General features: G+C 61.5%; 18 protein-coding genes. 2 read left to right on the top strand and 16 right to left on the bottom strand.

Annotated features, from left to right (window positions below; translation table 11 throughout):
• Positions 1 to 13: 13 nt before the first annotated feature.
• Together JJB74_RS06690 and JJB74_RS06685 are read right to left on the bottom strand one after the other, a co-directional pair.
• A complete protein-coding gene (locus JJB74_RS06690; protein WP_325170100.1) occupies positions 14 to 1003 on the bottom strand; it encodes a glycosyltransferase family 2 protein in 990 nt (329 codons plus the stop codon).
• Between the two features lie 14 nt (positions 1004 to 1017).
• Entirely contained in the window at positions 1018 to 1155 is a 138-nt protein-coding gene (locus JJB74_RS06685; protein ID WP_200591040.1) for a hypothetical protein, read from the bottom strand.
• 130 nt (positions 1156 to 1285) lie between these two features.
• Between JJB74_RS06685 and JJB74_RS06680 the strand changes: the two genes are divergently transcribed.
• The gene (locus JJB74_RS06680) at positions 1286 to 2794 is read left to right on the top strand and encodes a hypothetical protein (RefSeq protein ID WP_200591039.1); all 1509 of its coding nucleotides are present in this window, start codon (positions 1286 to 1288) and stop codon (positions 2792 to 2794) included.
• Positions 2795 to 3057: 263 nt separating this feature from the next.
• Here JJB74_RS06680 and JJB74_RS06675 read toward each other — a convergent pair whose 3' ends face one another.
• The 3 genes from JJB74_RS06675 to JJB74_RS06665 all read right to left on the bottom strand — a co-directional run bounded on the left by JJB74_RS06675 (position 3058) and on the right by JJB74_RS06665 (position 6292).
• Positions 3058 to 4596 (bottom strand): hypothetical protein, encoded by a 1539-nt coding sequence (locus tag JJB74_RS06675; protein ID WP_200591038.1) that lies wholly within the window; start codon positions 4594 to 4596, stop codon positions 3058 to 3060.
• Between the two features lie 278 nt (positions 4597 to 4874).
• Positions 4875 to 5921 (bottom strand): glycosyltransferase family 2 protein, encoded by a 1047-nt coding sequence (locus JJB74_RS06670; RefSeq protein WP_200591037.1) that lies wholly within the window; start codon positions 5919 to 5921, stop codon positions 4875 to 4877.
• Complete coding sequence (locus JJB74_RS06665) at positions 5918 to 6292, bottom strand: GtrA family protein (protein WP_200591036.1); 375 nt, start codon at positions 6290 to 6292, stop codon at positions 5918 to 5920. Before JJB74_RS06665 ends, JJB74_RS06670 begins: the two co-directional genes overlap by 4 nt.
• 477 nt (positions 6293 to 6769) lie before the next feature.
• On the opposite strand from JJB74_RS06665, the gene JJB74_RS06660 reads away from it, so the two are divergent.
• Positions 6770 to 8320 (top strand): ArnT family glycosyltransferase, encoded by a 1551-nt coding sequence (locus tag JJB74_RS06660; RefSeq protein ID WP_200591035.1) that lies wholly within the window; start codon positions 6770 to 6772, stop codon positions 8318 to 8320.
• A gap of 252 nt (positions 8321 to 8572) precedes the next feature.
• Here JJB74_RS06660 and JJB74_RS06655 read toward each other — a convergent pair whose 3' ends face one another.
• The 11 genes from JJB74_RS06655 to JJB74_RS06605 form a co-directional block, all read right to left on the bottom strand.
• Positions 8573 to 10495: an XrtA/PEP-CTERM system amidotransferase gene (locus JJB74_RS06655; RefSeq protein ID WP_200591034.1), complete on the bottom strand. Its 1923-nt coding sequence runs from the start codon at positions 10493 to 10495 to the stop codon at positions 8573 to 8575.
• A gap of 3 nt (positions 10496 to 10498) precedes the next feature.
• Entirely contained in the window at positions 10499 to 11635 is a 1137-nt protein-coding gene (locus tag JJB74_RS06650) for a TIGR03088 family PEP-CTERM/XrtA system glycosyltransferase (protein ID WP_200591033.1), read from the bottom strand.
• A gap of 11 nt (positions 11636 to 11646) precedes the next feature.
• Positions 11647 to 13182: an exosortase A gene (gene xrtA, locus JJB74_RS06645; RefSeq protein ID WP_200591032.1), complete on the bottom strand. Its 1536-nt coding sequence runs from the start codon at positions 13180 to 13182 to the stop codon at positions 11647 to 11649.
• Complete coding sequence (locus JJB74_RS06640) at positions 13173 to 14399, bottom strand: TIGR03087 family PEP-CTERM/XrtA system glycosyltransferase (RefSeq protein WP_200591031.1); 1227 nt, start codon at positions 14397 to 14399, stop codon at positions 13173 to 13175. Before JJB74_RS06640 ends, xrtA begins: the two co-directional genes overlap by 10 nt.
• 26 nt (positions 14400 to 14425) lie before the next feature.
• Positions 14426 to 15508, bottom strand: coding sequence for a FemAB family XrtA/PEP-CTERM system-associated protein (locus tag JJB74_RS06635; RefSeq protein WP_200591030.1), 1083 nt, complete (start codon positions 15506 to 15508; stop codon positions 14426 to 14428).
• Positions 15509 to 15511: 3 nt separating this feature from the next.
• A complete protein-coding gene (locus JJB74_RS06630; protein ID WP_234484012.1) occupies positions 15512 to 16390 on the bottom strand; it encodes an XrtA system polysaccharide deacetylase in 879 nt (292 codons plus the stop codon).
• A 125-nt stretch (positions 16391 to 16515) separates the two neighbouring features.
• Positions 16516 to 17505: an XrtA/PEP-CTERM system-associated ATPase gene (locus tag JJB74_RS06625; protein ID WP_200591029.1), complete on the bottom strand. Its 990-nt coding sequence runs from the start codon at positions 17503 to 17505 to the stop codon at positions 16516 to 16518.
• Positions 17506 to 17519: 14 nt separating this feature from the next.
• Positions 17520 to 19061, bottom strand: a complete 1542-nt coding sequence (locus JJB74_RS06620) for a TIGR03016 family PEP-CTERM system-associated outer membrane protein (RefSeq protein ID WP_200591028.1) — start codon at positions 19059 to 19061, stop codon at positions 17520 to 17522.
• Between the two features lies 1 nt (position 19062).
• Complete coding sequence (locus JJB74_RS06615) at positions 19063 to 19950, bottom strand: XrtA-associated tyrosine autokinase (protein WP_325170099.1); 888 nt, start codon at positions 19948 to 19950, stop codon at positions 19063 to 19065.
• 58 nt (positions 19951 to 20008) lie between these two features.
• Positions 20009 to 21523 (bottom strand): XrtA system polysaccharide chain length determinant, encoded by a 1515-nt coding sequence (locus tag JJB74_RS06610; RefSeq protein ID WP_200591027.1) that lies wholly within the window; start codon positions 21521 to 21523, stop codon positions 20009 to 20011.
• Between the two features lie 302 nt (positions 21524 to 21825).
• Complete coding sequence (locus JJB74_RS06605) at positions 21826 to 22413, bottom strand: XrtA/PEP-CTERM system exopolysaccharide export protein (protein ID WP_200591379.1); 588 nt, start codon at positions 22411 to 22413, stop codon at positions 21826 to 21828.
• Positions 22414 to 22621: the final 208 nt, after the last annotated feature.

Below are 22621 nucleotides of genomic sequence, written 5' to 3'. Positions count from 1 at the left end.
TGGCATTCCCATGTCAGACAGTCTTTTCAATGATGAAGCGCGGACGCGCCTTGGTTTCGAGATAAATCTTGGACACGTACTCGCCGATGATGCCCAGGCTCAGCAGCTGTATGCCACCGAGGAAGTACATTGGTATCACCGTCGATGCCCAGCCGGGAATGGCGGTGTGAAACACCAGCGTGGCGGTCAGGGCCCAGCCGCCGATGCCGAAGGAAAACAGCGATACCACAATGCCGATTCCCGTAATCCAGCGCAGCGGACTTGGCGAAAACGACGTCAGCCCATTCCATGCCAGCGCCAGCATCTTCGTCAGCGGATACTTCGACTCGCCGGCAAAGCGTTCGGCTCTTTCATAGGTCACGACATCGGTGCGAAAGCCGAGTTGCGGAATGATGCCGCGCAAATACAGGTTCACTTCGCGGTAAGCCTTCAACGCTTCGATCGCGGCCCGGCTCATCAGGCGGTAATCCGCATGATTGAACACGACATCCACGCCCAGCAGATCAAGCAGGCGGTAGAACGACTCGGCGGTGAAGCGCTTGAAGAAGGTGTCGCTGGCCCGATGACTGCGCACGCCATAGACGATGTCGCAGCCGTCGTGATACTTGAGCACCATCTGGCGGATTGCGCCGAGGTCATCCTGCAAATCGGCATCGACGCTGATGACCATGTCGCCATCGACATGCAGCAGTCCCGCGATCAGTGCGTTCTGGTGGCCGCGATTTCTCGAGAGCTTGATGCCGTGCACGCCCGCATGCGCGCGCGCGCCATCCTCGATCAGCCTCCAGGTCTGATCACGCGAGCCGTCATCGACGAACGTGATGCTGCTATCGGCGCGGATCAGGCCTTCGAGCGCGAGCTTGTCACGCACTTCGATCAGGCGCCGTATCGTGGTCGGCAGCACTTCCTGCTCGTTGTAGCAGGGCACCACGATGGCAAGTTTCTTCCCTTGCCCAGCCGTGTCGAGCGCTGATGGATGGGTCGATTCGAATAGGGTTTGCACTGCTGTCCTCAAACTCATGCCTCACGCGGATCGGCGCGGTTTCCGTCGACGGCGGCGGCTTCGAAGCGACTCCCCTTATCGTCATCGGTGCCGTGCCCGGCGTGGCGGCGCTCGTACACACTGCCTTGCTCGAGCACAACGATGGATGCCATTGCAGAGCTGCTGCCCTGGCGTTTGGATAGAATGAATTAGATTACATTTTTGCAATTTCACTCTACGATTCGCGCAAGGCGCTGGGGAAATCGACTTGAGGCGAATCAAACTCTCGGAACGGAGCATCCATTGATTGTCCGAAACAAGATGCCGGCGAGCCATGTGCTCGCCTTTCTCGCTTTGTCCGTGCTGGTACTGATTCCGTTCTTGCTCTGCTCACCCTTGCCGCTGTCGGATTACCCGAATCATCTGGCGCGGATGTACCTCATCGCCAAGCTGCCGCATTCGGCGCAGCTGGCCCAATACTATTCGCTGGACTGGAGCTTCGTGCCGAACCTGGCGATGGATCTGATCGTGCCGCGCCTGATTCCTCCGCTGTCCGCCGAGTCTGCCACTCTGCTCTTCACCGCGGTGGCGCTGCTGCTGATGGCCAGCGGCGCCATCGCACTGCATCGTGCGCTGTACGGCAGCTCGTCTCTCGCTCCGTTCGCCGCTTTTCTGCTGCTGTACAACCGCCATCTGCTGTGGGGCTTTTTGAATTACCTGTTCGCGGTCGGCCTGGCGCTGTGGCTGATGGCTTTCCATGTGCGCATGCGCGACCGGTCGCCCGCCCTGCGCATCCTGTTGTTCTCGCTCTTGTCCACCATCCTGCTGGTGGCGCACCTGCATGCCTTCGCCAGCTATGCGATTCTCGTTGGCGGTTATGAGTTGTCGATCACATGGCGGCAATGGCGCGAGAAGAGGCCGTTGGATTGGCGCTCGCTGCTGGTGGCCGCCGCGCAGTTCGTACTGCCCATCGTTCTGTTCTTCCGCTTCAGTGCGACGATGGGCCGCTCAGGCGAGAACCAGTTCGGCAATCCGATAGACAAGGCCGTTGGCCTGCTTGACCTGTTCAACAATTACAACCTGCCGCTGGACGCCTTCAGCTTCGTGCTGCTCGTCGGCCTGGCGGCATGGGCGCTGGCGACGAAACGACTGCAGCTGCATCGCCTGATGATCCTGCCGCTGGCGATACTGTTCGTGCTGTATCTCGCGATACCGCATCAATTCTTTTCCTCGTATGGCGCCGACCGCCGGCTGCTGGTCATGATCGCGCTGGTCGCCGTGGCGGCCATGCGCATCCAGGTACGCTCGAGGCGCGCGCTTGCCCTCGTTTGCGCCGCCATTGCCCTGCTGTTTGTGGCAAGGATGGCCGTGATCGGGGTGAACTGGATGCATGCGCGCGCGGTGTATGCGCCAGTGATGGAAGCCATAGACAGGCTGCAGCCCGGCAGCCGCGTTGCAGTGCTCTATGGCTGCACCGATTATCCAAGCCTGCAGAATCCGCCGCTGGAGCATGTTGCGAACATGGCGGTGGTGAAGAAGGATGTGTACATCAACAGTCTGTTCGCTGAACCGGGCCAGCAACCGCTGCGCGTGGTGACGGGCTTTCATGCGAAGTATTCGGTATCGCCTTCGCAGACCTTCCGCATGAAAGCGAGCCAGATGGGCACCGCGAATCCATTCAAGGAGTTGCCGCTGGAACGCTTCGACTACGTGCTGATGATCAATCCGCAGTTCTTCGTGAAGGAGCGCCCGGCCGCGATGCATCTGGCGTTCGAGAAGGACAATGTGCGGCTTTACACGGTAACGCATTGACCCGAGAGTAGTGGCATTGCAGACGCAGCGGCCGCATGTGCGCAAGCAAGCAGCGGCCCGGTCGTGCATACGTTCGTAGGGTGGGCGCCAGCCCACGCGGACGGTCAATCGCCGCGTGGGCTGGCGCCCACCCTACACGCCCCAAGCGATAGGCATCGATGATTGCTTCGGATCCCGCCTGACCATGCCCCGGTGCCGACGCGCAAAAAAAATGGCGAGGGACACTGCCCTCGCCATCCTGCATCCTTCCTTCTACCAAGGCCTCAATCCACCTTGGCCTCATCTCCTACCGCATACAGCGTCGCCACGCCGGCATGACGAACAGGATGCAGATAGGACGGGATGTCCTTCGTGATCGACACCGGATTGATCAGCAGCACGTAGTCGAATCGCTCCCACAGAATATTCGGGAACGGGTTGGCCAGCTTCTGCTCGGGCTTCTGGCGCAGCGTCTGCGACGGCGAAATCGAGTAGCTCGCGGAATTGCCCGTCACCACGCGCAGCGGCTGCTGGCCCGGCTCGGCGAACAGACTATTGATGTAGACGTTCTTCTTCACCACGGCTAGGTTCGAGATGTGGTCCAGCGGTGGATTCTGTATCGTCGGCGTGATGCCGCCGCCAACCATGGCCAGCACGCGGGTGCCCGGCTTGATGTCGTCCATCACCGAGAGCACATCGCGAAACACCGGCTCGGTGCGATGCCAGTTCAGCATGATGACGCCCATGCGCCCCACGAACAGCAGGCAAATCGCAGCGAGCAGCGGGCGCTGCCAGCGCAGGCCTTCGAGCCGCAGGTCCATCGATGCCACCAGCACCAGGCCCACCAGCACCATGAGGCGCCGATCGGCGAAGAACGAAGAGAAGATCTGGTCCGGCATCGCCCAGTAGATCAGGAACAGCGCCACGATGCCGAAGCGCATGTCCTGGTGCACGACGATGCGCCGGGTGTACAGGCCCAGCGCGAACAGGCCGCCGAGCACCGCGAAGGTCGCCACGTCGAGCACCGCGTTGTAGTTGTTGAAGATGTCGACCAAGCCGTTGATCTTGCCGAGGATGCCGAAGTAAGCCATCTCTCCGGCGCGGTTTGCGGTGCTGCTGAGAAGGACGAAAATTAGCAGCGGCGCGACGAACTGCAGCGCCGGTATTACCAGGTCCATCCAGGGGATGGCGCCGGTCTTGCGCCGCACGCGCCAGGCGATCGAGATCTCATAGCAGCCGACCAGGATCGCATAGCAGGCAAACGCATGCAGATGCGAGGTCATCAGCACGATCGAGGCGATCGTGAACAGACCGACGCGATTGATGACGGATCCGCGCTTGCGGAAATGCACATGGGCGGCGAATACCCACAGGGCCAGGCCTACCGTGAACAGGTAATTCAGAAAGCCCCAGATGAAGGAGCGGTTGTACAGCAGGAGAAAGCACAGGAACGGCGTATAGGTCCAGCGGCGAAACAGCGCGCGATGCAGCGCCATCGTGCCGGTGGCGATCAGCAGCAGCGTGACTAACGTAAAGAGCCAGGACGCGGTTTCAGCCGAAAGCGGGCCGATCAGTGCGGGCACGATCAGATCCATCGCCAGGTTCGGCACGAAGCCCCAGTTCAGCGCATAGTATTTCGCCAGGTCCGCCGAATGCGACAGGTTGGCGATGATGTACATCCGCGCCACATGGTTCGGGTAATCCACCAGCGGCAATGGAGAACACAGGAAAAACGGAATCATGATGATTCCGAATAGAACGATGAATGCGCCGACGTAAGTCAGCGCCCCCCGTTTCGTCGTGGCCGGTGCGGCTTCAAGCACGGCATCTTCGTTTCCCAACAAGCTAGGCTGCATAATGGCGGTCCGATTTGATAGCAAGATTCATTGCAGTGATTGCCAGACCCGCATCCGGCGATGCGGGCAGGCAAATGGCGATGACATTTTGATATACCGCTGCGCGAGAACGGGCGACTATCAGGCCATCAGTCGATTTAAATCACTAATGTTGAGGCTTTGCAGCGTCGTGATCGGCAAGAAAACGACGCGGCCTGCGCGGCGTTGGCGCATCGCATGCATTGCACACTGGGGCTTGGTATTGCCTAGTGAACCTGTTCGGTCCGGGCGCTGGAACTTGTTTCATCCGCCGCATCTTCGAGGCTGGATGGCAGCATGCGATTGACCAGATACAGCGGACGGCGCTTGACTTCATTGAAGATGCGGCCGATGTATTCACCGAGCACGCCGATGGCAATCAATTGCACCCCGCCGAGGAACAGCACCGTCACCATCAGCGAAGGATAGCCGCGCACCGGGTCGCCATGGATGATGGTCTTGGAGATCACATAGCAGGCATAAAGAAAGGCAAGCAATGCCACCGACGATCCGAGCAACGTGGCCACCTTCAGCGGCGTGATCGTGAAGGAGGTGATGCCTTCAATCGCCAGGTTCAGCAGCTTGAGGTAATTCCATTTCGTCGTGCCGGCCACGCGCGGATCACGCCGATAGAACAGCGGCTTGGATGGAAAGCCGATCCACGCGAACAGTCCCTTCATGAAACGGTGCTCTTCGCGCAGCTTCGACAGCTCGCGCACCGCGCGCCGCGTCATCAGGCGGAAGTCGCCGGTGTCCTGTGGGATCTGCACCCGGCTGATCTTGCCGATGATGCGATAGAACGCTTTTGCCGTCGCCTTCTTGAACCAGGTTTCGCCATCGCGCTGGCTGCGCACGCCATAGACGACGTCATAGCCTTCGCGCCAGCCCTCGAGCATTTCGACGATCAGCTCGGGCGGATCCTGCAGGTCCGAATCGAGCACCACCACGACATCGCCGCGCGCATGATCAAGGCCAGCGGTCAGCGCGATTTCCTTGCCGAAGTTGCGCGACAGATCGACCACGGTGATACGGTCATCCCGCGCGCGCATCGCATGCATCATCGCCAGCGTATTGTCGCGGCTGCCATCGTTGACCAGCACGATCTCATACGGCGCGCCGATGGCAGTGAGCACATTCGTGACGCGCTCGTAAAAGGTTTCCAGCACTTCCTCTTCGTTGTAGGCCGGAGCAACGACGGAGATGCTGGGCAATGCACCCGGCTCGCGCGGCGACAGCGAATGCTTTGAAGCCACGGTTGCCTTGATCGTGCTCATTTCGTTTGAACGAATATCCATTTGCGACTGACATAAAAGTTGAAACCAAGCACTACGATCGTCGCAACGACCTGCGCCAACATGTAATACACCCCGGCCAGCGTGAGGCCCTTGACGATCAAGCCGTTCAATACCGTGCCGCAACTTGCCATCAGCACGAACAGCGGAAACGATTCCCGGTGTCGCCGCCCGCTCTGGAAGCTGAAGGTGTAGTTCAGCCAGTAATTGAGCACCGCGCCTATGGCTGCGCCCAGCATCGAGGCATGGGCGGGATCCCAGGCCGCGCCGGACACCAGGGCATAAAGAATGACGTACTGGGTGGCGGTCGCTATGCCGCCTACCGTGACGAATTTCAGAAATTGGGAAGTCATCAGGGTCCTGTAAAACACGGTAAGTCGTTGCCCCGTTATGACGCGAACCTGCTTGCGGCCTCGACACAGTGCATCGCTTTGCGCGCCAGGTGGCGCAACGCCAAGGACAGCTGCATTCCTTCTTAAGTGGAAGCAATGTTACTAATCAGACAACGACGAACGCATGCTAGCACGGGCTTTTTCCTCAACCGTTGAAGCGAATCACATGATCACGATTCAGCGGAAAAGAACTTGACAATGATGTTGCTCAGAACAGCGCGAGTGGAGTCGTGCTCCGAGGGAATGTGGGACATCGCATCTCAAGCGTGCTTGCGCTGACGCAGCATGCACTATTTTCTACACTGCTATCTTCTGTTCCGTTGCCAACCAGGCAACGCGCAGTGCGGCCGACCGTGCGTCCGACAATGCGCCCGGCATTGAATCCGTACCTGCACACGGCGGTTTAGCGCCGCCATCCTTCGAGGAATCCCCATCGCAATGAAAGATCATTCAAAAGACCGCCTGTGGAATCTCATCGCCATTGCCGTGATGGCGGCATTGGCCGTTGCCCTGTTCATTACCACCCCGACCAATGGCGACTTCTGGTGGTTCGACTCGTCGCGGCATGCGATGAATGGCGTATTCCTGCGCGACTTTTTCGTCGAAGGCGGATTGCTCAGACCGATTCGTTTCGCTTCCGAGTACTACCACCAGTACCCGGCGATCAATATCGGCTTTTACCCGCCCTTCTTCTATCTGAGCTCGGTACCCTTCCTCGCGGTATTCGGCGCGCATCATGCCGTCTCGCAAGTGGTAGTGGAACTGTACGCGATGCTGGCCGGGATCTTCGCGTATCTGCTTGCACGGCGCGCCATGGATGCCTTCAGCGCTGTCGCCGCCGCGGTAGCGATGCTGTGCCTGCCGGAGATGGCGCTGTGGGGACGGCAGGTGCAAATCGACGTCCCCGCCATTGCACTGCTGCTGGCCACTGCCTGGTGCCTGCTGCGCTATATCGACAGTGCCAAGCGTTCCTGGCTCTTCGCTACGACCATCTGCCTGGGCCTGGCGATCCTCACGCGCGCACAAGCCATCTACGCGGTGGCGCCCATGCTGTATTTCGTCTTCGCGTATCGCAACAAGCCAACGGCGCCCATCAGGATGCGGCTACTGGCGCTGCTGCCGCTGATCGTGCTGGCCCTGCCCTCGGTAGCGATGGTGGCCTACTTCAGCCGCGTCAATCAGTCCCAGGTCACCAATATGCCCGGCATGCCGAAGCTGATGAGCCTGGAAAACTGGACCTGGTATGCGCAACAGCTCCCGGACCAGATGGGCTGGCCCGCGCTCGCATTCGTCATTGCCGGGCTTGTCGCTGCGCTTGCGTTGACGGCGCGGCGCCGCATGCCGCTGGTTGGCGCCATGGTGTTCAGCTTCTGCCTGTCTTCATGGATCCTGTTCAGCCTGGTATCCAACAAGGAGCCGCGCTTCAATCTTCCCAGCCTGCCCTTCCTGTTCCTGTTTGCCGCCATCGGGATTGCGGCGCTGCTGCCATGGCTTGCGCGCCTGGCCTTGCCGCTGCTGGCAGTCTGGCTGGCCTGGCAGGCGCTGGTGGTGACGCAGGTGCCGGTGGTCTCCGGTTATCAGGATGCTGCGCTGGCAGCCCAGGCACTGACGCCGCCTCATGCGAATGTCATGGTCTCGGCGCACCGCGACGGCAACTTCATCTTTGACATGCGCACCTTCGGCACGCGGCGCGACATCGGCATTCGGCGCGCTGACAAGACGCTGGTCGACATCACGATTTCGCGGGCCTTTGGCGTAAAGGATCAGCACTACGATCGTGCCGCGCTCGAGAAAATGCTGCAGAAGGAAAACATCGCAACCATCGTATTGCAGCAGGGATACCTGTCCGACCAGCCTTCGATGCAGCAATTGCAGCAGCTGCTGCACGATGGCAGCGCATGGCGCCTGGCGCGCAGCATCGAGTTGCAGGGCGAGACCGGCAAGAATGAAAAGCGGGTGGATATTTATACGCGTGCTGGTCCCGGTTGATGGGAGACGCCCGAAGTAAGCGGGCCGCAATACGCAGGTTGGTCTGATGAAGGAAACCCAAGCTGCTCGTGGTGCGCAGGCGCCCGATATTAGCTCGTAGGTTGGGCTGCCAAGCCCAACATGTTCGCGGCCCGCGGGCGTGTGATGTTGGGCTTGGCAGCCCAACCTACGGTGGAGTCCGCGGGCACTCGAGCTGCTGTTGGGCTTGTCAGCCCAACCTACAAGGTACCCCTACAGGATCGCCTGCTTGCCTCAGGCCGCCATCGCGCTCGGCTCAGCCTCGCCGATGCAATTGCGCAGGAAAGCTTCGAACATCAAGAGCGACCAGATCGGCACGCTGTAATCGCTGCGGCCGGACTGGTGGTTTTCCACCATCTCGCGCAGGAACGCCATGTTGAAGATGCCGGTATCAGCCAGCAACGGCGACAGCAGCGCGGCGCGCACCCGGTCGCGCAGCGGACCGCGGAACCAGGCGGCGAGCGGAATGGAAAAGCCCATCTTCGGCCGGTACAGCACGTCCTGGGACAGATGCGGCTCCAGCGACTTCTTCAGCAGGTACTTGCCTTCGCTGCCGTGCAGCTTCAGCGAAGCCGGCACGCCGGATGCCCATTCGACGAATTCATGGTCCAACAGCGGCACTCGCACTTCCAGCGCATGCGCCATGCTGGCGCGGTCGACCTTGGTGAGTATGTCGCCGGGCAGCCAGGTCTTCATGTCCAGGTACTGCAGCATCGACAGCGGATCATCGGTCGGGCTCGCCTTCGCATGCTCGCGCATCACTTCGATGGCGCTGTAGCCATTCAGGCCGCGCTTGAAGCTGTCGGAAAACAGTCGGGCACGTACGCGGTCCGGCATCTTGGCCACGCCGTGGTAATAGCCTTCAACCAGATCGCGCGCCAGCGCTTCGAACGTGGTCTTGGCGCGGAACACCCGCGGCGCCCAGTCCGCCTTCGGATACACCGTGCCGAGAAAGCCGAACACCGGCTTGCGCAGCGAGGCCGGCAGCATCGAACGCACCCGCTGTTCCGCCATCGCGTAACGATAGCGGCGATAGCCGGCGAAGTTCTCGTCGCCGCCGTCACCGGACAGCGCTACGGTCACATGCTTGCGCGCGAGTTCGCAGACGCGATACGTCGGCAGCGCCGAGCTGTCGGCATAGGGTTCGTCATACAGCCGCGCCAGGGTATCGATCAGGCCATAGTCATCGGATTCCACGACTTCGCGGAAATGCCGCGTGCCATAGCGCTGCGCGACTTCGTTCGCATACTCGGTCTCGTCATAGGCACGGTCGTTGAAGCCGATCGCGCAGGTGTTGACCGGTTCGCTCGAGACGCCGGCCATCATCGCCACGACTGCGCTGGAATCGACACCGCCGGACAGAAAGGCACCCAGCGGCACATCGGCCACCATGTGGCTTGCCACCGCTTCGCGCAGCCGGTCGATCATTTCGCGCTCGGCATCTTCGGCCGTCATCGGCGCATGCGGCTTGAACGGCACGTCCCAGTAGCGGCGCTGCGCCGGCAAACTGGAAGCGCCGGCCTTCAGCAGCAGCGTGTGGCCGGGCGCAAGCTTGAATGCGCTCTTGAAGATGGTGCGCGGCTCGGGCACATAGCCATAGGCGAAATACTCTTCGACCGCATGCGTGTCGATGTCGCGCGACAGGCCCGGCACCGCCATCAGCGCCTTCAGCTCGGAGCCGAACAGGAACATGCCATCAGCCAGCAGCGCGCAATACATCGGCTTGATGCCGAGGCGATCGCGCGCCAGGAACATGGTCTGGCGATTGCGGTCCCAGATCGAGAACGCGAACATGCCGCGCAAGCGGTCGACGCAGGCTTCGCCCCACTGCTCCCAGGCATGGACGATGACTTCGGTGTCGCAACGGGTGCGGAAGGTGTGGCCGAGCGCGGTCAGCTCTTCCATCAGCGGCATGAAGTTGTAGATCTCGCCATTGAAGACCACGACCACGCTGCCGTCCTCGTTGAACAGCGGCTGCTGGCCCGAGGACAGGTCGATGATGGACAGCCTTCGATGGCCGAAGCCCACGCCACGCTCGCGGTGCAGGCCGCCTTCGGTCGGGCCGCGGTGATGCTGCGATTCGTTCATACGATGCAGCAGTTGCTGGTCGATGTCGCGCATGGCGCGCATATCAAAGATGCCGACGATTCCGCACATGATCTAAGCCTTGTTCATGGATTTCTTGGTGGCGCGCAGCGCATCGTACAGGCGGGCATAGCCCGACACCATGGCCGCGATGCTGTTGCTGCGTTCTACGCGCTGGCGTCCCGCGGCGCCGTGGCGCGCGGCCAGCGCCGGATCGCGCGCATACACGGCCAATGCCTCGGCCAGCGAGCGCGCATCCGAGGGCGGCACTAGCAGGCCGGTCGCGCCCTCATCGACCACCTCGGGTATGCCGCCCACCTTCGACGCCACGACCGGCAGCCCGGTCGCCATCGCTTCGAGGATGGTCACCGGCGTGCCTTCGGCAATCGACGGCAAGGCAAACACATCAAAGTCGCGCATCAGTTCCGGGATGTCGGTGCGCGAGCCGGCAAGCCATACCGCATCCTGCAGATTCGCATCGGCAACCTGCTGCTTCAGCGGCTCGAACAGCGGGCCGTTGCCGACGATGACCAGGCGCAGTGCGCGCTGCGGCAGCATCTCGCGCAATAGCACAAAGGCTTCCACCAGGCCCTTGTGATTCTTCACATCCTGTATGCGGCCGACGGTGCCGATGACGAACTCGTCGCCGTCGCGCGGCTCAATGCGGGGTCGGAACCGCTCGGTATCGACGCCATTGGCAATCATCAGCGTCTTGGCCGTCGGCACGCCGACTACCTGGCCAAGCCAGCGCTGCAGATCGGCGGAGACCGGGATGTAGCGGTCGATGAAGGGCACCAGCCAGCGGCGCAGCATGTTGTGCTTGCGATTCAGTCCTTGCGGGTCGGCGGCATCGCGGCCATGCTCGGCATGCACCCGCACCGGCACGCCGGCCGCCGCCGCGGTGAATGCATATTCGATCGCGGCCAGGTTATAGCTGTGCAGCACCGCGGGACGCAATTGGCGCAGCAGCCTGTACAGCTTCCAGTGGATGCCGGGCGCGAGTCCGGGCGGCTTGTTCAGCGCGATCAGTTGCACATCGGGCCGGCTGATCTTGCTGGCGAAGTCGGTATAGCCGGTCAGGCAGACGATCGCATGCCGATACTGATCCTTGGGCATCCGGTTGATGCATTCGGCGACCAGGGTTTCCAGGCCGCCGAAATCGAAGCGGTAGATCAGGTGCACTACCAGCGGCGTGTCGTTCTTCGCTGCCATCGCTCGCGCCCTCAGTCCTTGCGGTTCGTCGCCAGCGTCGCTTCCAGCGACGGCAGGTTGGACGCGAGGAAGGCGCGCATCGCCGCGCGCGCTTCTTCGGGCTGCTCGCGGAAGCGCGCATACGTCAGGATGCTTGCGCCATCATCGCCGCGCATGAACAGGCGCTCGCGGGCCTGCAGCACCTTGCCGAGATAATCGTTGGTAGTGAAACGGCCATCGATCCAGTACCACTGCCACACGACCAGCGTGCCGTCGGCGCCGCGCAGCCGGGTTTCCTTCACGGCCAGCGACCGGCCGTTCACCGTTTCGACGCGGTTTTCCGCGCCGATGCGTCGCCAGGAATCTTCGAGGTCTTCGGTCAGGCGGTTGACCGAGCTGATCAGGCCGGTGCCCTGCGGCTGGGCGCGGTAGTAATGCACTTCCAGGCCGACGGTCTTGCCATTCTGCTGCAGCGTGTCCGTGATGGCGGCCGCGCCCGCATTCAGATGCGGCTGCCATGCCGTCATGCGCGGCGCGCTCGTCCATGTGGAATGGAAGGACGCCAGGCTCACCGGCCGCGCGCCCGCATTGGCCGTCTCGGTGTGTTTCGCATACAGCGGCCAGACGGCCATGCAGGCGATCGTAGCAATGGCGGCGAGCGCCACCTGGCCTGAGGCCGCGCCGGCTGCGATCGGTGTCGTTGCGGCCATCTTCTCCGCTTCGGCCTCGGCGCTGACATCCTCGCGCCAGCGGTTGCCGATCCAGAACATGATGAACATCACGAGGCCGAAGAACAGCCAGCCGTAGATGATGTGATCCACGCCGGTGGCCAGGCGCATGCTCGACAGATGCCCGATCATCACGATCATGTAGGCGCGCATGCCGTTGGCGACAATGGGCACCAGCACCGAGACGACCACGAACAGCAGTTGGCGCGCGCGCGAGCGGTAGCTCAGATAGGCATACAGGCAGCCCAGCGTCACCGAGGCGATCAGGTAGCGTACGCCGCTGCAGGCTTCGACCACGGACCAGTTGCCGCTCGGGATGGAAAAGCTGCTGCCTTCGCGCAGCACCGGAATGCCGGTCAGCTGCAGCGCCCAGACGGTGAAGTCGGCGGTGAAATTGATCAGCGGCTCGATGAAGACTTCGCCGAAAGGCACCGCGAACAGGAGGAACAGCAGCGGAAAGGCAATCGACCAGGCCACGCGCCGGCCGCACACGGCAAGCACGGTCAAGGGCAGCATCGCGACGAATGCATACTGGCGCACCACCTGCACATCGGCCAGCTCGGCCAGCAGCCAACCGAAGCCGCACGCGGCCAGGAGCAGCAGCGCCGGCCAGAACGGTTCCGGCGACAGTCGCGCCAGCACTGCGCGCCGCTTCCAGATCAGCCACAGCGAGATTGGCAGGATCGCATAGCCATGCGCGAAGGTTTCCGAGCTGTCCCAGGTGGCGACGATGGTGCGCACCGTGCCGAAGTACAGGAAGAACGGCGCCAGCACCGCCAGCGCGATGGCCAGGGTCTTGAGCAGGTCGCGCGGCGCCGCGCGGGTCTCGGTCAGTAGCATGGGCTCGCGCTCTTGATGGGTTCAGGAGGAATTTCCAGCAGCGCATGCACCCGCGCCATGTTCACATCCCAGTTGTAGGAAGCCTCGACGCGGGCGCGCGCGGCGCGCTCCATCTCGGCATTGCCGTCAGTTAGCGCGGCGCAGGCTTCCTCGACAAAGGAAGCCTCGTCGGATGCCAGCAGCAGTTCATGTCCCGGCGTGGCGGCGATGCCTTCCAGCGCCTGGGGCGACACCAGCACCCGTTTCGCCATCGCCATCGCTTCGAGCACCTTGTTCTGGATGCCGCGCGCAATGCGCAAGGGCGCGACTGCAAGATGCGCATGGGCGATGTACGGGCGCACGTCGGGCACGGTGCCGGTGACGTGCACGCCGGGCAGCGCGGCCAGTTCCTGCACTTCGCGCGCCGGCCGCGAGCCGACGATGTAGAAGCGCGCTCCCGCATGGCGCGCCTGTATGCCGGGCAGGATGTCCTTCGCAAACCATTGCACCGCGTCGACATTGGGCCAGTAATCCATCGCGCCGGTAAATACCATCACCGGGGCGCCATCGCCATAGGGATTGTCGAAATCGTGATGCGGCGAGAAATAGGCGCTGTCCACGCCGTTGGAAAACGAGGCCACGCGCGCCGCGCTTTCCGGCGCCATGCCGGCGAACATCGCGGCTTCCTGCGGCGACACGAACAGCGAGGCATCGAAGTCGCGCGCCACGCGCCGCTCGTAACGCAGCAGCAGCCGGCCTTCGCGCGCATAGACCCGGTTCATCGGCCAGGACTTCTGCTGCGCATACTGCGTCCACTTGTCCGAGTCGATGTCGACGAAGTCGATCACGCGCCGCGCATACTGCTCGGGCCGCACGAACTGCGCCATCGCCGAGGAAAACACCAGCACCCTGGATACCGGCAGCTTGGCGCACAGCCGGTCCACCCATTTCTGCAGGCCGGCGTCGCGGTAGTAATCCAGCGACAGCGGACGGCCGCCGGCCAGGGCGGTCAGGCTGCGCAGGCGCGCCATGCGCGGATCGAGCCGACCGAAGTAAGTCTCGCCGCACAAGCCCTTCACCGTGTCCACATGCCGCCAGTCATCGGGGTCGTCGATGAAGGTGCCCAGGTGCACCTGGTAGCGGCTGGAGAGATGGCGCAGCAAATGGTACGAGCGGATCTTGTCGCCCTTGTTGGGCGGATACGGAATCCGGTGCGCCAGGTAAAGAAGATGTTCCACGGCTATGTGTTCTCGATTCTCTGCGCTCAGCCCAGATTCTTGACGATATGCGGGCCGATGAAGTTGGCCAGTCCGATCGGCATCTTTTGCCAGGTGCGGATCATCAGCTGGTACTTCGGATTGAGCGGATTGGTGTCCGGCACTTCGGTGGCGCGCACCAGCTTGTACTCATAGAACAGCGGCGTCGGCTCGAAGCCCCAGTTCTTCTTGAAGTCGTGCGAGCCGGTGCCCTTCTTGCTGCGGCCGAAGTCGAAGATGCGATAACCCTCGACGCAGCGCCGCCGCATCAGCTCCCAGTACATGAAGTCATTGCCCGCGACTTCGCGCGCCTCGGGCATGCCGCCGCCGTAGTAAGGCAGCACTTCGTCGCGGAAATAGAAGTTCAGCACCGAGGCGATCAGCTTGCCATCCTTGGTGATGGTCAGCACATCGCAATCCTTGCCGAAGGTTTCCTTCAGCAGGCGGAAATACTTCTTCGAGAACACCGGCGTGCCGAGGCGATGCACGCTGGTCGAATAGGCGGTGAAGAAGCGATCGACATCCTGCTCCACCACGCTTTCCAGACCGGCCTTGATGCCCTTCCTGACCATCGCGCGCTGCTTGCGCGGAATCGCGTTCAGGTTCACTTCCGGATCCGGGTCCATCTCCTTGCGGAAAGTGACGTACAGATCCTTGCCGGCCCAGTCCGCATGCCGCGGCGCGCGGTTGTGGTATTCGAGATGGCCCACGCCGAGCTGTTGCGCCAGGCGCACCGCTTCGGCATCGAGTGCATCGGCAACTTCACGGCTGTTCGCGGCTGGTCCGCCATAGACGCAGAACGGCAGCGAGCCGAGCGAATGACCGAACAGGCGACTCTTGATCTCGGCCAGCGGCAGCACGCCTTCGATGCGGCCGTCGACTTCGGCCATGTAGAAATAAGTACGGTGGCCGAAGGCGGCTTCGATCACGCGCTTCCAGCCGGCGCGGTGGAAGAATGTCGCTTCCGGGCAGCGGGCGACGAATTCATCCCAGCGCGCGGCGTCGGCCTCTTCCATCAGGCGCAGCTTGATCGAAGACGGCGCGATCTTCTGCTGCGCACGTTCTCCCACGGATTCGATGATGGCGTTCATTGGCTACAGGAAGATGCGGTCCATACGGTCCCAGGCGAAGTCGCGCGTGAGCGCCTTCAGGCGGGACTCGGTACGTTCCAGGTTGATGTAATGGCGAAAGCGGGTCTTGAAGCTGATGCCGGTCTGGCGCGGCTGCTCGGGATCGATCTCCCACGGATGCAGGTAGAAGATACCGGGTTTGCCGTCGTCGCGGTTGACACGGGCCATGAGCCAGCGCGATAGCGCATACGGGAAGAAGCGGAAATAGCCGCCGCCGCCGGCCGGCAGATTGCGGCCGCGGATGCGTACCGTGGTGATCGGCACTTCCAGCAGACCGCCCTCGCCGTTCGGATAGAACGGAAAGCGCGGCGCATCGGGCATGCCGTAATGATCGTGTACCACCGGATAGATGCTGGAGCTGTAACGGTAGCCGGCTTCGGCCAGCGTATCGAGCGCCCACAGGTTGGCATGGCCGATCGAGAAGCTCGGCGCGCGGTAACCCAGCACTGCACAGCCGCCGATGTCTTCCAGCACTGCCTTGCTGCGCGTGATGTCGTCGCGGAATTGCTCGGGCGTCTGGTCCGAGGCACGCAGATGGGCGTAGCCGTGGCTGGCCAGTTCATGGCCGCCGGCGACGATGTCGCGCACCACCTGCGGATAGCGTTCGGCGATCCAGCCGAGGGTGAAGAAGGTGGCCTTCACATCGCGCTCGGCCAGGATGGCCAGGATGCGTTCCATATTGCGTTCGACGCGGCACGGAATGTTTTCCCATTGGTCACGCGCGATCGTCGGCGCGAACGCGGAAACCTGGAAATAATCTTCCACGTCGATGGTCATCGCATTGCGGATCGCGCCCTTGGCGGGCTGGCCGATGGCGTGCGCTCCGATGTCATTCATTTTCATGCGGTCCTCCTGCTGCTATAGGACGAATTCGGTGCGTAGGGTGGGCGCAGCCCACGCGCCTGGTCTCCATGACGACGGTTCAGGCAAGTGCATACAAACCGCGTGGGTTTCACCCACCCTACGAATCAGATCTTCGATGTCGAGATCATGCGTTTCAGCACATCCAGCACCGAGGTCACCGAGCGCTCGATCTTGGACAGGCGTTCGTCGAGATGCTCGAGGCTTTCCGAAGTGCTGTCGGTGAAGCCGCCCGGCGCCAGGCCGGCATACATCGGCCGCATCGCGGGCTCTGCCGGCGGCGCGGTGAACTCCTCCTGGATATCCTTGATCACTTCATTGACTTCGTCCGCGCCTATCTCATGCAGCTCTTCCAGATATCCCATCAGGAACAGGCGGTCGCACAGGGTATTGATCTTGCGCGGGATGCCGCCGGTGAACTCGTGGATCGCCTCGTAGGCGTCGGCCGTCAGTATCGGATCGCCCTTCCAGCCGGCGGTATGCAGCCGGTGCTCGATGTACTGCTGCGTCTCGGGCGCATCCATCGGGCCGAGGTGATAGGTGGCGATCACCCGCTGGCGCAGCTGCTGCATGTCTTCGCTGTGCAGCGTGCGCCGGAATTCCGGCTGGCCGAGCAGGAAGGTCTGCAACAGCGACTTGTCGGCGGTCTGGAAATTCGACAGCATGCGCAGCTCTTCCACCGTCTTTGGCGTCAGGTTCTGCGCTTCGTCCACCACCAGCAGCACGCGCTTGCCCTGCTTGTCGTTGTAGCGCAGAAATTGCTCGAAGCGGGTCAGAAGACCGGTCTTGGTCGGATCGTCGAAAGGCAGGCCGAAGGCGGCCACCACCGCGCGCAGCGTGTCATCCGAATTCAGATGCGTATTGACGATCTGCGCGGCGACGATGCGGTTCGATTCGAGCTTGCGAAACAGATTACGCACCAGCGTGGTCTTGCCCGCGCCGACCTCGCCGGTGATGACGATGAAGCCCTCACCCTGCGACAAGCCATACTCGAGATAAGACATGGCACGCTTGTGCCCTTTGCTGCCAAAGAAAAAATTCGGGTCAGGCCGCAACTGAAAGGGTTTCGAGTGCAGCCCGTAGAAGGATTCATACATTGTTGCACCCCTTGCTATAGACGCATGGACAGATAGGCCGAGACCGCGTTTTCACGGAAGTCTCCAACGCCGCCATAGGTGCCCTGGTAACGGCGCAATTCCACCGTGCCGCTCAACTTGGGCAGGAACTGCCGCGACAGCCCGACGGTGAACAATTCATTGTGGTCGACGCGATCGATAGCGCTTGAACTGGTCCGATAGTATTGCGAGTTCACGTTGAGCGTGGTCAGCGGCGCGAGACGCCAGGTCCACAACGCGGACAGGCCGGTCTGGCGGGTGTCCGGCGCGAACAGGAAATTGTTGTTGGCGACCAGCCCCGCGTTGTCCTGCGCCACCGATTGCGGGCTGTTGATCGAGTTGTACGCAGTCAGCACCACGGTCGAACGGCTGATGTTGATGCCCACCGATGCCTGCGTGCGCTTCTGCAGGAAGAAGGTGTTCGACAGGCCCGGCAGGCGATACGCCAGCGTAGCCGGCAAGCCGGCGGCGCGGATGTAGTTGTCCACCGCCTGCGCGCGCTGGGCCGCATCCGGGATGCTTGCCGCAAACAGCTGATCGAGGAAGGTCGTGGTGCTGATCGATACCGACTGGGCCAGCTGCGCGCCAGCGGTGGTGATCGATTCATCGTAAGAAGCGTTCCACACCGTATAGCGGTTGCGCAGCACGCCATTGAGCGAATACGCATTGCCGTAGAAGCGACGCCCGGCGCTGGCTGACAGGCTGGAGCGCGGCGACGGCTGCCAGGCGAAGCCGACCGACCAGGACGCGCCCTTCGGCTCTTCGGTGGTGAAGTCGTAACCATAGCGCTCGTAGCCGACCGAGCCGGTGAGCGCGAATTGCGTGCTCAGCGCATAACGCAGCGTAGCGTTCGCATAGTCGCTGTTGGTGCTGGACAGACCGCTGTAGGTGCTCTGGTTGCGCAGATAGATGCCGCTCCAGCCGACCTTGGTGAAGGCCGCGCCGCTGTTGGCGCTCAGGCTGAAGCGATCGTTGTTGTACGTGGCGAAGCCACCCCCGTCCGAGCTCACGCCATCGTGGGCATAGCGCGCCTCGACGTCGGCAAGGTTCTGGAAGCGCTTGCGCAGATACGGACTGATCGTATAGCTGCGTGTCTCGACGCGGTTGTTCGTCGCATAGATGTTGTTGCTCGCCTGCGGTCCGAATGCCGAGGCGGAGAGGTTGCCGATCGAGGCATTCGCATCGAGATAAAGCAGATCGTCCTTGAGCTCGGCGCGTCCGTTGGCGCGCAGGGAATTCTGCACATTGCTGCCGGCGGTGCCGCGGGCATAGTTGACCCAGTCGGCGGTGTAATCGATGTCGAACTGCGAGCGCCGGCCCTTGGCGTTCAGATTGAAGCCGGGTATGACCTCGGTGACGAAATCGCTGCGTTCCTGGCCGGTGGGCGCCAGCGTCACGTTATCGCTGTAGGTCTCACGCAAGGTCAGACGTGGCGTGAATCTCCAATCCGCCGCCTGCGCGCATTGCGCTGCCAACAGCGCGAATGCGGCGAAGGCGATTGGACGCAGAACAAAACTCCCCTTTCCGTTCTGCGACATCTCAGTTATATCCATATCCGTAATTATTGCCGCCGAAGGCGTGCGCTTTGTTATAGATGAGGCTGACGTTATCGTCGCTGCCGAGCTGGCGCAATGCATCCTTGACCGCATGCTGCGTCGTGGTCTCAGCCTCGACCACCATGACGATCTGGCCCATCTGCCCTGCCAGCGCGCGCGCTTCGGAGGTCAGCAGCAGGGGCGGCGAATCGAAAATCACGATGCGGTCCGGATAGCGCCGGGCGATTTCATCGAGCAGATTGCTCATCGCAAGGCTGGCCAGCAGTTCGGTCGCATTTCGATGCGACTCTCCCGCCGGCAGCAGGCGCAGCGTATCGACATTGGTGCGCAGCATGACGTCGGACAGATCGAGCTTGTCGTTGGTCAGCACATCCATCAGGCCCTGCTGCGCATCGATGCCCAGGTAACGCGGCACCGACGGACGCGCAACGTCGGCGTCCACCAGCAGCACCGTGTGGTCCATTTCCATCGCGATGCTCATCGCCAGGTTGATTGCGCAGAAGGTCTTGCCTTCGCCGGGCAGCGAGCTGGTAACCATGATCAGGTTCGCATGGCGCTTGCTGCCATCCAGGCCACGGTTGAACGCCGCCTTGATCAATGGACGCTTGATGATGCGGAACTCTTCCGACACCGGCGTGCGCTCGCCCTCGGGCGTGACCATCCCGAGCCGGTGCAATTGCTCGAGGTTGATATTGACCTGCTGCGTTGGCTTGGCTACCCGCGGGGAAGCCTCCATCACCGGTTCGGGCATGGCTGCCACTGCGGCCTCGACCGCGTCGAACGTGCTTTCCGGCTGCCGCGCATCGAGCGCCGGCGCCTTTTCCGCCTTGTTGCGGTCCAGCCTTCCGGCCGCTTTCTCAATAATGCTCACGCTTTCTCCCACACATATTCAATGCTTCGTTCATGCCGGCCGCAGCTCAGCTTCCGGCTCAGCTTCCGAGAAGAATGCGCGTCATGTAGCCGGCGTACAGCGTTACCAGCACTACCAGCGACGCGCCGAATGCATACAGGCTACGCTTGCGCTTGTCTCTTTCGAGGTTGGTCCAGTTCATCGATACCGAGCCCAGGATCGGCAGTCCGGTGGACTCGCGCAGGCTTTGCTGGTTCAGATAAGTCGGACGCAATTGGCTCAGCAGCAGCGCAACCGCGATGCCTGCGATCAGCGCGCCGGCGAATACCAGCGAAGCCAGGCGCAGGCGATCCGGTCCGGCCGGACGCAGCGGCACGATCGGCGGATCGATCACGCGGAACTTGATCATGTCCGGCGTGGCCGACAGGTCGCCGGACAGCTTCGCAGCCTCACGTCGTGCGACGAGCTTTTCGTAATTGTCCTTGTTGACCTGGTAGTCGCGATTCAATTGCGCAAGCTGGGTTTCGAGTTCCGGACCATTCACAGTCTGCGCCCGTACCCGGTCATAACGCGCCATGTACTCATCCACGCGCGCCTGCATTGCCGCCACGCGCGCCTCGGCATTCGACAAAGCCACCTTCAGCTGCTGCAGCATCGGGCTATAGCCGGCGCCACGGTCGGTCGAGCCCGACTTGCCGCTCTTGGCTTCTTCGCGCCGCTGCGCTTCGAGCTGGGCGATCAGGCGCTTGGTCGAGACGATGTCCGGATGCTGCTCGGTGTATTGCAGGCGCAGCGTGTCGAGATTCTTGTGCAGCGCCAAAATGCGCGCATCGAGCTCGGGATCGACGCTGCCAGCGCCATTGCCGGAACCGTTGCCGTTGATCTGCTGCTGGATCGCGTCACGCGAGCGCTCGGCTTCACGCAGATCGAGCTTGGCCTGGTTCAAGGCATCGGCCGCGCCCTGCACTTGCGTGCCGTAGTCGCCGCCGGAAGGCAGCGAGCCGCTGTGCTTGATCTTGAAGTCCTTCAGCGCGTTTTCGGCGGTTACCAGCTTTCCTTCATAGACCTTGATCTGATCATCGAGGAATTGGACCGCTTTCTCGGAATCGTTCTTCTTGTCGCCGACGCTGCTTTCGACAAAGATCGTCAACAGCGATTGCACCACGTCCTTGGCCAGCTTCGGATTCGGATCGTTGTAGGTCAGCGTGTAGATGTCATCGCGGCCGGTGGTGCCGATACGGATCTGGCTCATCACGTCGTTGACCAGTTCTTCGTGTTCCTTCGGCGTCTTGGCCTTGATATCGAGGTCGACCATGCGCATGACCTTTTCGATATTCGGACGCGACAGCAGCGTACGACTCATGATCGATACCTGCTGCTCGACGTTCGGAATGGTTGTCATCCCGGCCAGCAGCGGTTTCAGGATCGACTGGGTATCGACGAATACCCGGGCCGAAGCCTGGTAATTATCAGGCAGGGTATAAACGCGCACCCATCCGGCAATCGCTATCACCCAGGCCACGATCACTGCGTGCCAGCGATATTTCCATACCCCCTTTACCAGGAAGAGTAGCTGATTGATTGTTTCTTCCATTCGACACTCTCCGTCTTTCCCGCGCCAATCTACCGAGGGCGTATGGCGCACTGCAACATAAAACGCGACATTATACGTAAGATAATGTGCTGAAAATTTAACAAAGTTCGTTTATCGTCTTTTTTGGCGCACCAATTTTCAGACAATGTCGATCGGCTCAAATCTGTGTGTACTGATAATTTCCGTATGGAAATAAAGCTAATGTATCACTATTATTAGTGAAATGACCAGCAGGAAATTTTTGGACTGGCGAATGCGATAATCGCCGCGACATCACCAGTCCTCTCTGCTCCCTCCAGGAATCAGAAGAAGCTTTCCGGAATTACCAGTACATCACCCGGGCGCATCGCCGCGTTCGCAGACAGATCACCCCGGCGAATCAGATCGTTGAGACGAACCGAGAAGCTCTGCTGTTTGCCATCGACATTGCGGATCACGATCGCCTTGTTGCCGGATGCGAATTCGGTAACGCCACCAACGGCGATCAGCACATCCAGCAAGGACATGTTCTCGCGATACGGCAGTGCTTGCGGCTTGGCTGCCTGGCCGATCACACGAATTTGTTCGCTGTACGGTCCGACGAAACCAGTGACGATTACCGTCACGATAGGCTGCTGAATGTACTTTTCCAGCGACTTTTCCAGGTCACGTGCGAGTTGAGACGGGGTTTTGCCGCTCGCATCCATGTCCTGCACCAAGGGAGTCGTGATCTTGCCGTCCGGTCGCACCGGCACCGAGGTCGACACTTCCGGATTGCGCCACACGGCGATATTGACCGTGTCGCCCGGGCCGATCAGGTAACCGTGATCAGGCGGCGCGCTGCGTACGCTGGCCAGTGACGGATAATCGGTGCTTGCACAGCCCGCCAGCATCAACATCGCCCCCATCATGGCAGCAGCGGTGGCGCGCCGGAAAAATTGGTTTTTCTTGGACTTCAAGTGAATCTCCTTGCAATTGGTGGAATACGCCGCAGCGGCACGAGGCAGGAATTCTGATAGCGATACAACAGCTTGTGTTGACATACTGCTATGGGCGCTTAGGATGCCACAAACCCAAAAATTGGCATAGGGTAATTTTTGGATTCGAATGGCTTGTCTG

Source organism: Noviherbaspirillum pedocola, from assembly GCF_016632335.1.
In the GTDB taxonomy this organism is placed as follows: Bacteria; Pseudomonadota; Gammaproteobacteria; order Burkholderiales; family Burkholderiaceae_D; genus Noviherbaspirillum_A; species Noviherbaspirillum_A pedocola.
This window is presented reverse-complemented; position numbering and strand designations above follow the sequence as displayed.